We start from the raw sequence: 12,857 nt of genomic DNA, 5'->3' as shown, positions 1-12,857 counted from the left end.
CCAAGATTAAAAGTGTATTTGTGACTTTGATAAAAAAGCAAAACTAAGACGCTATTCTAACCTGTTGAGGCTCAACGATGGCATTTTTAATGTGTGCATGCCAATTTTCAATACGTTGTAATTCAAAATCTTCACTTAAATCGTTGTCTATATTAAAAAAGTTAATTAGAGTATTTGGTTGACTTGAATAATAGACCAATTCTAAATCTAAATTTTTTAGTGCCACGGCTTTGTTTGTACTGTTTTTGTAGTTCCCAATAATGTTACATTGTTTTATATCTCTCAAAGATATATTACGTATTAAGGGTTTGTCTTCTTTAAAGTGCATGTAGGTCAGTATGGTTTTATCTGTACTGATACCAATAAAGTTTTTGCGCCATATCTCTTTTGCACCATAAATGATTCCATTATTTTTTATTAATAACTGGGATTGTTTTTTTACACTCATTGTGTTTTTTGCGCCATTGTAAATAAATATAGCAAAGGGAACAAATACGCTTAATATTAAAAGCGCAGAAATAATAACTAAGGAAGTTTTCATCTTGTATATTTTAAATTAATTTTTTTTGAAATAGATAAAGCCACCATTCAGTACTTAATGGTGGAATTTTTATAAATACAATAAAATTAAATTGCTACAAGAAGGAGTGAAACGGAAAAATGATGGTATGTGTGGTTAAATTTAAATCTATAAGATTACATAACTTAAGATAATTAAAATGCTCATCTAAAAACATTTTTTTCAAACAAGTAAACGTGTAAATAAAATTGGCGTTGGTTAGCTTTTGTTTGTCAAAATTTAATAATTCATGGAAAGAATTATTAGCTGAGATAGCAAACGCATTATATAAACCATCAATTTTAATATCATGCGTATGCGTAATTGCCTGAAATGAAATTGTGCTTTCTGTTTTAAACAGAAATAAGGAGAAGAAACTTATGGTAACCGTTAAAAGTAAACAGTTAAGTTTTAGCATTTGGCCTTAAATTATAATACGCAAATATATGGAGAAAGAACGTTAATAAATTAATAATTTTTTTATCATTATTTGAAAGCATTTAATTCAAATGGTATAAACAAAAAATGCGAACCATTTTAGGCTCGCATTTTTCATTTTGAACATAAATGCACTATCTGTTCATATTTTTTATTTCGGTTATAAAAGTTTCCAAATCCGCACCATTACTAACCAGCGTTAATGCCTTGTCAACAATATATTTTACGTTTACAGCATGAAATCCTAGACCGACCCCAATTTTATTTAGAAGTTTGTGTTCTGGGTCACCATCAATTTGATCTACATGCACCATTCTTACTAAATCATATAAACGCTCTAAACGTCTGTCATACTCAAATGGCGGATTAATAGGATGCGATTTATAATCTTTTAAAATAATTTTATAATCTGCTTCGCTAATATCTAAATTTCGGGCTAATCTGTCCAAAAACGCTTTTTCATCATCAGAAATAAAACCATTATCCATGGCTACTCTTACTATAGAAGCAAAATGGTCTTCATTACGCTTTTTAAATCCACTATCAAATAAATCAGAAAACGACATATATTTTTGTTTTTTAAAGAGGTGCAAACCTACATATTTTTTTCATTTTTTTTGCACTAAACAAAGTGAAAAAAAACATAAAAATTCAATATATCTAAGTTACTCATTGGGTTTATAAGTTCAAAATTTTATTAAATTATTTTTCTTTTGGGTATTTGCATATTTAACAATGGCTGGGCTTTACTCGATTTGATATTTTATAAATCCAACTACGCCTTAATCGTTAAGGAAAAAATATATTAAAATTACACATAGACATATTATTTATTAGAAGCGAATATCTGTAAACCTTATATTTGCAATCTTTAAAAACCATAATTACGTGAGTAAAACCAATCTCTCGCAAACCTATTCACAGATTTTACAAGTACAAAATCTGCAAAAAGCTATTGCCCAAAACAAAAGTAGAACACATCTTAAAGGCCTTGTAGGGTCTTCATTTTCCTTTGTTTTGTCAAGTGTTTTTAAAGATGCCGATAAACCTTTTTTACTGGTATTTAATGATAAGGAAGAAGCGGCTTTTTATTTAAACGACCTTGAACGACTTATTAACACTAAAGATGTGTTGTTTTATCCGGGAAGTTATAGAAGGCCTTATCAAATTGAAGAAACAGACAATGCCAATGTGTTGCTGCGAGCCGAAGTTTTAAACCGAATTAATTCACAAAAAAAACCAGCGATTATAGTTACCTATCCTGATGCGCTTTTTGAAAAAGTAGTTACGAGAAAAGAATTGGAACGCAATACACTAAAGATTAGTGTTGGTGATAATTTGTCTATCGATTTTGTTAACGAAGTTTTGTTTGAATACCAATTTAAACGTGTTGATTTTGTAACCGAACCGGGCGAATTTTCGGTTAGAGGTGGTATTGTAGATGTGTTTTCGTTTTCTAACGATGAGCCTTACCGCATTGAATTTTTTGGAGATGAGGTGGATAGCATTAGAACCTTTGATGTTGAAACCCAATTATCCATTGAACAGATAAAAAAAATCAACATCATTCCGAATGTTGAAAATAAATTTTTGAATGAAGAACGCGCCAGTTTCTTAAAATATATCGCCTCAAAAACAGTGCTTTGTTTTAAAAACATGGACTTGTTTTTTTCTAGAATAGATGATTTTTATGGAAAGGCAGAAGATGCTTTTAAAACGCTTTCAACAGAGATTAAGCACGCCAAACCAGAAGAATTGTTTTGCAATTCAGCATTGTTAAAAAGGCAACTTTTGGATTTTTCGATTATTGAGTTTGGGAGTTCCTCAGTTTTTAATAACGTCATTGCGAGTGCAACGAAGCAATCTGCTTCAATTGATGAGATGGCTTCGTCCCAAACTCCTCGCCATGACGAAATCATTTTTAATACCTCTCCACAACCTTCTTTCAATAAACAGTTCAACCTATTAATTGAAGATTTAAATACTAATTACGATAAAGGCTTTACAAATTATATTGCCTGTGTAAGCGAACAACAAGCGAAGCGTTTTCATGATATTTTTGATGATTCACATTTGGAAGTGAAACCGTATAAAACCATCACACTATCGTTACACCAAGGTTTTGTGGATTATGATAACAACATCGTCTGCTATACCGATCATCAGATTTTTGAACGTTACCACAAATTTCATGTCAAAAATGGGTATGCTAAAAAGCAATCCATTACCTTAAAAGAACTCACTAATTTAGATATTGGCGATTATGTGACACACATAGACCATGGTATTGGTCGCTTTGGTGGCTTACAAAAAATTGATGTGGAAGGGAAACAACAAGAAGCCATAAAATTGGTTTATGGTGAACGCGATGTGTTGTATTTAAGCATTCACTCCCTTCATAAAATCACAAAGTTTAACGGTAAAGATGGCAAACCTCCAAAAATTTACAAACTGGGAAGCAATGCGTGGAAAACCCTTAAAGAAAAAACAAAATCGAGGGTTAAGCATATTGCGTTTAATCTGATACAATTATACGCCAAGCGAAAAACCGAAAAAGGCTATCAATACCATCCAGATAGTTATATGCAATTGGAGTTGGAATCGTCTTTTTTATATGAAGACACACCCGATCAAATAACTGCAACGGCCGATATTAAAAGCGATATGGAAAGCGAACGCCCCATGGATCGATTGGTGTGTGGCGATGTGGGTTTTGGAAAAACCGAAGTTGCTATTCGTGCGGCATTTAAAGCAGTTGACAATGGCAAACAAGTCGCCGTGTTGGTGCCAACAACCATTTTGGCATACCAACATTCCAGAACGTTTTCTGAACGTTTAAAAGATTTCCCGGTAACGGTAGATTATTTAAACCGATTTAGAACCACAAAAGAAAGACGGGACACGCTTGAAAAGTTAGAAAACGGCAAAGTCGATATAATTATTGGCACACATCAGTTGGTTAATAAAGATGTAAAATTTAAAGATTTAGGACTTTTAATTGTAGATGAAGAACAAAAATTTGGCGTCGCTGTTAAAGAAAAACTAAAAACTTTAAAAGAAAACGTTGATGTGTTAACTTTAACTGCAACGCCCATACCTAGAACGCTTCAATTTAGTTTAATGGCGGCAAGGGATTTATCGGTTATTACAACGCCTCCGCCAAATCGGTACCCCATTGAAAGCCATGTCATTCGATTTAATGAAGAAACCATACGCGATGCCGTGAGTTATGAAATTCAGCGTGGCGGACAAATATTTTTTATTCACAATCGCATAGAAAATATTAAGGAAGTGGCCGGTATGATTCAACGTTTGGTGCCAGATGCTAAAATTGGCATTGGCCATGGACAATTGGATGGTAAAAAATTGGAACAATTGATGTTGGCTTTTATGGAAGGTGCGTTTGATGTATTGGTTAGCACCACGATTGTTGAAAGTGGATTGGATGTGCCAAATGCCAATACTATTTTTATAAACAATGCCAACAATTTTGGGTTGAGTGATTTGCACCAAATGCGAGGTAGAGTAGGACGAAGCAATAAAAAAGCATTTTGCTATTTTATTACGCCTGAATATTCGGCAATGACCGATGATGCCAGAAAACGTATCACCGCCCTGGAACAGTTTACGGAATTGGGCAGCGGATTTAATATTGCCATGAAAGATTTGGAAATTCGTGGTGCAGGCGATTTATTGGGTGGTGAACAAAGTGGGTTTATTAATGAAATAGGTTTTGAAACGTACCAAAAAATATTGAACGAGGCCATTGAAGAACTTAAGGAAAATGAGTTTAAGGATTTGTACAAAGAGGATATAGATAATAAAATCTATGTAAAAGAAGTGACTATTGATTCTGATTTCGAGTTGTTATTTCCAGATAATTATGTGAATAATATTGCCGAACGCTTGAATTTATATACGCAATTAAACGATTTAAAAACAGAAGAAGAATTACAAAAATTTGAAACCCATCTTATAGATCGTTTTGGTGAATTGCCAACCCAGGTTTTAGATTTAATGAATAGCGTTCGCATCAAATGGATTGCTACCAAAGCTGGTTTCGAAAAAATAATTATGAAACAAGGTAAATTTATCGGGTATTTTATAAACGACCAACAAAGTAGTTTTTATCAAAGTAATAATTTCACAAAAGTGCTGCAATATGTTCAAGCAAATCCGAAAATCTGTCAGATGAAGGAAAAGCAAACCCGCAATGGTTTAAGGTTATTATTAACGTTTGAAAACATAAAAACGGTAAAACAAGCTTTAACGGTTTTAGAACCTATTGTGGCTTAATTATTGAATCAATTTTTTTAAAAATAGTTATAAATGAAACGTATCATTTTTTTAATTGTCATTATTCCAAACATATTTTTTGGTCAACATACCATCAAGGGAACTTTTTCTCCAGCAGCAGATTTTACCGCGGTATTATTATACAAAATAACGCCTTCAAAACTTGAATATATAGATAATGCAAAATTAAATGAAGATGGCAGTTTCGAGTTGAAATTAGATCTAACAGCAACTAAAGGCATGTATAAATTAATATACGCATTACCTGAAGACGAGCATTTTATTGACATCATCTACAATGCAAACGAGGATATTGAATTTACGTTCAATCTGAATGACAATGTGGTTTATAAATCATCGAAAGAAAATAAACTAATAACTTCTTACATGCACAGTATGGCCATGATACAACAAAGTATAAACAATTTTTTCTCTCAAAAAAGTGAAGATTATAAAGCGTTGGAGACCATTTTTAAAACCCAACGAGAAACACAAACTAATTTTGAAGGTGCCGCTATAGGGACTATTGCATTACATTTTATTGAGGCAAACAGATTCTATATTCCAGAAAAGCAAGAAGATGTTAAAACCTATATGAATAATTTAGAAACCCATTTTTTTGATCATGTGGATTTTAATAATGAAGTATTGCAAAGCTCTAATTTTTTAAGTGAACGTATGTTTAATTATGTGTTTAGATTATCTCATTTCGGACTTGACGATGTTTCAAATTATAATAGGAACATAGATGTTTTTTACAAGGCCATGAGCGATGCCCCTTTAAACATTAAGAGTAATTTGCTTTTAGAATTATGGGAACGTATGGGAAAAGATGGTCTTGAAGAAGTTGCCAATTATATTGCAGATCGTTATTTAATTGATATAGCAAAACTTCAAAACAATAAGGAGCTTGTATATAAGTTAACCACATTCAGGAATATTTCCATAGGACATAAAGCACCAGATTTTTCGTTTGAAATCAAAGAAAACAACAAAAACACCATAAAAAAATTAAGTGAATTACAAGGTGCTGAAAACTATATAATTGTGTTTTGGAGCAGCACATGTGCACATTGTTTACATGAATTGCCACAGTTACACGATTTTGTAAAAAGCCAAGAAAAAGATAAGCTAAAAGTCATAGCCATAGGATTGGAAGGTGAGGCAAATAACTGGAAAGACACCATTACTAAATTCCCTGATTTTATTAATGTATTCGGTGAAGGAAAATGGGAGAATGTTATAGGAGATGATTACGGCGTTGTTGCAACACCAACCTATTTTATTCTGAATAAAGACAAAGAAATTATAGCCAGACCAGACGATATTGTTGCTTTAAAAACGTTTTATCAGAACGATTAGAAATGATAAAAAGCATTTTCTAAATGCTCTATTTTAAAGCCTTTGCCGTCTTTTATAATGGCTATAATATCAAACCGCACTTCAACATCTAATTGGTTAACAGTCACATATTGATCTACTGCCTTTACAAACTGTTGAATTTGTCTAGGTTTTACAAAATTTTGTGGATTACCAAAATCGATAGTGGAACGCGTTTTCACTTCTATAATAGCTAGTATGTCTTTTTGTCTGGCGATGATATCTACTTCGGCTTTGTTAAAACGGTAATTACGTTCCATAATGTCATAACCATTTTTTATTAGAAAATCTACAGCAAGCTGTTCTCCTTTCGTGCCTAGTTCGTTGTGTTGTGCCATAATTAAAAGTACTAATTATTTAGTAATTATAACCTATTAATCAATTTTGTAACGCAAACCAAAAAACAATCTCCGACCTTGATTTGGTGCAAAAACATAACTTGGGTCGAATGTTAATGCGTATGGATTCTCGTTGTTGGGGATAACTTGTCCGCTAGAATCAAATTCCACATTCTTATCAAAGGGGTCGTGAGCTCTTGCAATTATAAAGGGGTTTCCTTTATTTGGTGTCCAGTTCAATAGGTTTTTTATTCCCGCATAGAATTCAAAATTGTGTAATCCATTATAGGAAAACTGAATGTTTTGAATGCTCCAAGTGGGAGAATATGCTTGTCTTGGGTCTAATGCGCCTAACAAAGGCAATCTCATGGGGCCATATATATTCCCCGAGTAATCTACAAGGATATTTGTTTTATGGTTTTTATAGGAAAGTGCCCAAGTTCCTGAGAATTTTTCGGTTAAAATAGGTCTGGTTTTTATATTATTTTCCGTTTTTGAAACCTCTTGAAATGTAACGCCCAGTAATGCCTTAAAGTTGCTGTTAAACGTGCTGTCAAAATTAAAACTAAATCCTTTTGTGGTTGAAAATCCATCTAAATTATTATAGATAATTTGGTTTGGATTGGTGTCATAATCAGGTATAATAGCATTGTTGAAATAGGTGTACCAAGCTGAGGCATCAAAAGTGAACATCATTCCATTTTCAAGATACATTTTTTTTAGATAGTTGAAATTAATGTTATAGGATGTTTCTGGGCTTAGGGTTTCTGTAATAATAACGTCCCTAGCACCAGTTAAGGCGGCATGTTCTTCAGTAAATAAGTTTACCACTCTAAAGCCTGTTCCTGCATTCATCCTTAAAATATCATCATCAGTTAGTTTATAACTATATGCGATTCTAGGCGTTACTATGGAGCCATGTCTATTATCGTAATCATATCTTATGCCAAGTAACAGTTTTTGTTTTTCACTGAGTTTTATTTCGTCTTGGACAAATACTGAAGGAATGGTTATAACATCAGCATTTGGTGTCGCCGTGGTATTGTCGTCATAAAAATTATATCTGGCACCCATTCCAAATAATAAGTCATGACGGTTCAACGTTTTATCCCAGATGAATTGACCAAAACCAATACGTTGCTTTGCCATATATAAAGTGCTACCGTAAACGGAATTTTGATCATGGTCTGAATACGAAAATTGAAATCGCACTTTTTCTTTTATCGGAAGCTCATAATTACCTATAACTTCATAGCGTGTTGTATAAATGCTTTCTCCATAAACGCTATCACCTCCTCTAAAAGTTTTGTTCCATTGAAGTTCTCCACCCCATCTATCTTCATAAAAAAACCGACCAGCTAATGAAAGTTTATTTCCCTTCTTATGTTTGAATTCCCATTTTTGAAATACAGATATGCGTTCTTGAAGGGTGACATCGGTAAAATTATCATGGTTGTTATCAATGGGATTGTTATAGTTAAAATAATTTGTGCCCAATAAAAGTGAGCCATTATTTCCAATTTTAGCTTTTAGACCGACATCTAAATTGAATTCGCCCCAAGAGCTTGTAAAACTATCGGCAAAAAATAAGGGAGCGTTTTCAGGTAGTTTAGTAATGATGTTAATCAAGCCACCAACGGCTTCACTTCCATAAAGTGACGATGCAGGACCCTTGACAATTTCAACTTGCTCGATAAGTGAATTGGGAATACCACTTAATCCATAAACCGTTGATAAGCCGCTTACAATAGGCATCCCATCGATAAGCACAAGCGTGTAAGGGCCTTCCAAGCCGTTGATATGAATATCGCCCGTGTTGCACACATTGCAATTAATCTGGGGGCGCACCCCATTTACATTTTGAAGCGCTTCAAAAATGTTTGGTGTCGGATTTTTTTTAAAGAAAGTTCCACTATAAACCTCAACAGGTATGGGTGTTTCCAATCGGCTTACAGGTTTCATTGTGCCTGTAACAACTACTTCGTTTAAAGATTCGGTTTCTTCTAAATTGAAGTTTACCACAAGGTTTTTATTAGTAATCTCAATATTTTTTTTAACCGTTTTGTAACCTGTAAACGAGGCATAGATAGTATAATTTCCGGGGGATAAGTTGTTTATTAAATACCTGCCATCTTCCTTTGTTGCGCTTCCAAAAGTGGTGTTTGCAATATAAATATTGACGTAAGGCAATGATTGTCCGTTTGAAGTGACTGTCCCTTCAATTGTAAATGTGTTTTGTGAGTGGATTATAGATACACTAAATATTAATACAAAAATGAGTTTCATTCTAAAAAATAATTTTTACAAATATAAATATATTTTTAGACAAGACTAAAATTATATTTATATAAAAGTAAATATAATTTATATCTTTGTGTTTTAAAGTGAGAACATGGTAACATTATCTGAAGAAAACTATTTAAAAGCGATATATCATTTAGGGAAGCAAGGCAGTTTGGAGGTAAGCACGAATGCCATTGCAGAACAAATGGAAACTAAAGCATCTTCGGTTACTGATATGATTAAAAAGTTAGCCGATAAAAACCTAGTCAATTATATAAAATATCAAGGTGTTAGTTTAACGAAGGACGGGCGTTTAGCAGCAGCATCAGTTGTTAGAAAACACCGTCTTTGGGAAGTTTTATTGGTAGAAAAACTTAATTTTTCTTGGGATGAAGTACATGAAGTTGCCGAACAGTTAGAGCATATAAAATCTGAAAAACTAATTAACGAATTGGATGCCTTTTTAAATTACCCCGAGGAAGATCCACATGGTGACCCGATTCCCGATAAAGATGGGAATATTAAAAAAGTTGAGAAGTTACTATTGTCACAAGCAGATGTTAACAACACTTGTATTTGTGTTGGGGTCAAAAATTCTTCCGCCGATTTTTTGAAGTATTTAGATAAGCACCATATCGCCTTAGGAACCTCAATACAAATCATTTCTAAAGAAAAATTTGACGAATCAATGACCATTCAGGTTAATAATACGCTCATCAATATTTCAAAAACAATTTCCAATAATATTTTTATAAAAAAAGCACTATAGTATGGATAGCATTATCAATTATTTTGAGACTATAGACCCTATTTTAGGAGCCTTGTATGCGTCGTTGTTCACTTGGATTGTAACAGCTTTAGGTGCGTCGTTGGTTTTTTTAATTAAAGGGATAAATAGGGCATTTTTTGATGGGATGCTAGGTTTTACAGGAGGCGTAATGGTGGCGGCTAGTTTTTGGAGTTTATTGGCTCCGGGTATTGAAATGAGTCCGGGTGAAGGTTTTGTAAAAGTAATTCCTGCAGCAGTGGGTTTTGCTACAGGAGCATTTTTTATTTTCGGATTGGATAAAGTGTTGCCTCACTTGCACATAAATTTTAAAGAAACCGAAAAGGAAGGTGTTAAAAGTCCGTGGCACAGAACCACGTTGCTGGTTTTGGCTATTGCGCTTCACAACATTCCAGAAGGTTTAGCGGTTGGTGTTTTATTTGGAGGGGTTGCTGCGGGTATTCCAGAAGCAACTATTGGTGGAGCCGTTGCTTTGGCTATTGGTATTGGTATTCAAAATTTTCCAGAAGGATTGGCGGTTTCCATGCCCTTACGCCGTCAAGGTGTGAGTAAATTTAAAAGTTTTTGGTTCGGACAAATGTCTGCTATTGTTGAACCCATTGCGGCCGTTATTGGCGCGGTTGCTGTTACTTTTTTCATTCCTATTTTACCTTATGCCTTGGCTTTCGCTGCTGGCGCCATGATTTTTGTGGTTGTTGAAGAAGTGATTCCTGAAACGCAACGTGATAAATATACCGATATTGCCACACTTGGTTTTATTGGTGGATTTATCATAATGATGACATTGGATGTGGCGTTGGGTTAATTTTATTTCAGTTTATAACAAATGATGAGGAATGAATTCAGTTAAAGTTTATTAGAAATATTATAGTGACTCCACCAAGATTCGAACTTGGATCTAAAGTTTAGGAAACTTTTGTTCTATCCCTTGAACTATGGAGCCTTAAAATAAAAAAATTTACATTTGTATGTAAATTTTTTTACTACATTTAGTCAATGTGAATTCTGTAAAAATAAGTTTTTTATTTATTACTGTAAAAGAATATATCTTCTATTTTTAAGTTGAAAAGTTCTGCCATTTTGAAAGCCGTTGGTAAGCTGGGGTCAAACTTTTCCTTTTCTATGGCATTAATGGTTTGTCTCGATACGCCAATAATATCTGCCAATTCCTCTTGAGTCAATTTTTTTAAGCTTCTTAGCTCCCGTAACTTATTTTTCATCTGTAACGTCTTGAGTTTATTAGCATGGATACCAAATAGGTTAACCCAATAAACAAAACCACCACACTAATCTCAGCATTAAAGCTTATAATATTGATGCGGTCTAAAAGCGCATAAGTTAAAGCAAAAACAACAGTCAAGCCAAGCGTTATTCCCATAGCTTCTAGATGTATTTTTCTTTCTAGTTGATCAAAATCATTAAATAAATGCCTGTTGGCAATAATCATTAAAATACCATTAGTACAGTTAACTATAACAGCAAACGTGCTTAAAAATGGATGGTGATCCCAAATAAATTTTGGCCCAAATGTGGCTAGAGCTAGCGTTGCCACCCAACTCCAGGTCCATAAAGCTAATTGACGAAGTCTTTTTTTTCTTTCTTGTTTCATGATTTAAATGTAAAGTTAACTTGACAAATGTAATAAATAATTTTAAAAGTCAAGTCTTATTTACATTTTATTTTTTTAATGGAGTACAAAATTGATAATAGATTCATAAAAATGTGTTTGGATTGGTAAATTGAGACTCGTTGTTTATTATGATTTAAAGCGTTCAGTGAGAAGCTTTTAATTAATTCAACCCGTTGTGCATTATGATTTAAAAGAAAAAAGTTGTCCATATTACTGATAATCAGTAAATTGTTTTAGCGATAAAACATTAATTATGAACAACTTAAATGCAAATTACGAAAGAATATTGGAAGTATTACAAAAAATATCAAAAGAACAACTTTTGGACTATCAAAGACGTCGACCGAAGCTGAGTGATTTGGAACTGATTTGTTTAAGCTTAACAGCTGAATTTATGGGAATAGATAGTGAGAATGATTTATTTAGAAAGCTCCCTGTCATTATTGCCTCAAAAATAGACAGGAGCGTCTACAATCGAAGAAGACGGAAATTAGTAGGTTACATGGATGATATCCGATTAAGATTAGCCTCTCATTTTAATGAATTTGAAGATTATTTTATAGTGGACAGTATGCCTTTAGAGGTTTGTAAATTATCACGAAGTTCCCGTTCGAGAGTCTGTAAAGAGGATGCCTATGCTTTTCCTGACAAAGGCTATTGTGCCTCCCAAGGTTCCAATTATTATGGTTATAAGCTGCACGCCGTCTGTTCTATTAAAGGTGTTTTTCAAAGTGTCGATTTGAGCCCTGCATCGGTACACGATGTCAATTACCTTAAGGACATTAAAGCACAAATGGGCGATTGCACTTTAATTGGAGATAGAGGGTATCTATCAGCAGAAATACAGCTCAATTTGTTTGAAACCTGTAACATAAAGCTAAATACACCTATGAGAAGCAATCAAAAAGATTATAAAAAACAACCTTACATTTTCAGAAAAAAGAGAAAAAGAATAGAGACATTGTTCTCACAATTATGTGACCAATTTATGATAAGACGTAATTATGCCAAGTCTTTTCGAGGATTTAAGACTAGGATCCTATCTAAAATAGCGGCCCTTACAACAATTCAATATATCAATAAGTTTATTTTTGATAGAAACATCAACAATATTAAAATTAGCATTATTTAAAATGCACAACGAGT

At 33.3% G+C, this 12,857-nt stretch carries 11 protein-coding genes and 1 tRNA gene; 5 read left to right on the top strand and 7 right to left on the bottom strand.

The window, feature by feature from the left end:
- Positions 1 to 43: 43 nt before the first annotated feature.
- Positions 44 to 541 (bottom strand): hypothetical protein, encoded by a 498-nt coding sequence (locus CSW08_RS06140; protein ID WP_106659035.1) that lies wholly within the window; start codon positions 539 to 541, stop codon positions 44 to 46.
- Positions 542 to 1,131: 590 nt separating this feature from the next.
- Positions 1,132 to 1,563 (bottom strand): fructose 1,6-bisphosphatase, encoded by a 432-nt coding sequence (locus CSW08_RS06130; RefSeq protein ID WP_106659033.1) that lies wholly within the window; start codon positions 1,561 to 1,563, stop codon positions 1,132 to 1,134.
- A 322-nt stretch (positions 1,564 to 1,885) separates the two neighbouring features.
- Between CSW08_RS06130 and mfd the strand changes: the two genes are divergently transcribed.
- Entirely contained in the window at positions 1,886 to 5,293 is a 3,408-nt protein-coding gene (gene mfd, locus CSW08_RS06125) for a transcription-repair coupling factor (protein ID WP_106659032.1), read from the top strand.
- Positions 5,294 to 5,326: 33 nt separating this feature from the next.
- Positions 5,327 to 6,655, top strand: a complete 1,329-nt coding sequence (locus CSW08_RS06120; protein ID WP_106659031.1) for a thioredoxin-like domain-containing protein — start codon at positions 5,327 to 5,329, stop codon at positions 6,653 to 6,655.
- Here CSW08_RS06120 and CSW08_RS06115 read toward each other — a convergent pair.
- Positions 6,652 to 7,011 (bottom strand): YraN family protein, encoded by a 360-nt coding sequence (locus tag CSW08_RS06115; protein WP_106659030.1) that lies wholly within the window; start codon positions 7,009 to 7,011, stop codon positions 6,652 to 6,654. The genes CSW08_RS06120 and CSW08_RS06115 overlap by 4 nt on opposite strands.
- 36 nt (positions 7,012 to 7,047) lie before the next feature.
- Positions 7,048 to 9,297 carry a TonB-dependent receptor gene (locus CSW08_RS06110; protein WP_106659029.1) on the bottom strand — a complete coding sequence of 750 codons (2,250 nt, stop codon included), beginning with the start codon at positions 9,295 to 9,297 and terminating at the stop codon, positions 7,048 to 7,050.
- 106 nt (positions 9,298 to 9,403) lie between these two features.
- Here CSW08_RS06110 and CSW08_RS06105 point away from each other — a divergent pair, with 106 nt between their 5' ends.
- Entirely contained in the window at positions 9,404 to 10,063 is a 660-nt protein-coding gene (locus CSW08_RS06105) for a metal-dependent transcriptional regulator (protein WP_106659028.1), read from the top strand.
- A 1-nt stretch (position 10,064) separates the two neighbouring features.
- Complete coding sequence (locus CSW08_RS06100; protein ID WP_106659027.1) at positions 10,065 to 10,886, top strand: ZIP family metal transporter; 822 nt, start codon at positions 10,065 to 10,067, stop codon at positions 10,884 to 10,886.
- Between the two features lie 66 nt (positions 10,887 to 10,952).
- On the opposite strand, the gene CSW08_RS06095 is transcribed toward CSW08_RS06100, so the two are convergent.
- The 3 genes from CSW08_RS06095 to CSW08_RS06085 all read right to left on the bottom strand — a co-directional run bounded on the left by CSW08_RS06095 (position 10,953) and on the right by CSW08_RS06085 (position 11,690).
- A tRNA-Arg gene (locus CSW08_RS06095) sits at positions 10,953 to 11,024 on the bottom strand.
- A gap of 79 nt (positions 11,025 to 11,103) precedes the next feature.
- Positions 11,104 to 11,301, bottom strand: coding sequence for a helix-turn-helix transcriptional regulator (locus CSW08_RS06090; RefSeq protein ID WP_106659026.1), 198 nt, complete (start codon positions 11,299 to 11,301; stop codon positions 11,104 to 11,106).
- Positions 11,298 to 11,690, bottom strand: coding sequence for a hypothetical protein (locus tag CSW08_RS06085; protein ID WP_106659025.1), 393 nt, complete (start codon positions 11,688 to 11,690; stop codon positions 11,298 to 11,300). Before CSW08_RS06085 ends, CSW08_RS06090 begins: the two co-directional genes overlap by 4 nt.
- Before the next feature lie 274 nt (positions 11,691 to 11,964).
- Here CSW08_RS06085 and CSW08_RS06080 point away from each other — a divergent pair, with 274 nt between their 5' ends.
- A complete protein-coding gene (locus CSW08_RS06080; protein ID WP_106658080.1) occupies positions 11,965 to 12,843 on the top strand; it encodes an IS982 family transposase in 879 nt (292 codons plus the stop codon).
- Positions 12,844 to 12,857: the final 14 nt, after the last annotated feature.

Origin of the sequence: Confluentibacter flavum (assembly GCF_002843175.1) — a bacterium.
In the GTDB taxonomy this organism is placed as follows: domain Bacteria; phylum Bacteroidota; class Bacteroidia; order Flavobacteriales; family Flavobacteriaceae; genus Confluentibacter; species Confluentibacter flavum.
This window is presented reverse-complemented; position numbering and strand designations above follow the sequence as displayed.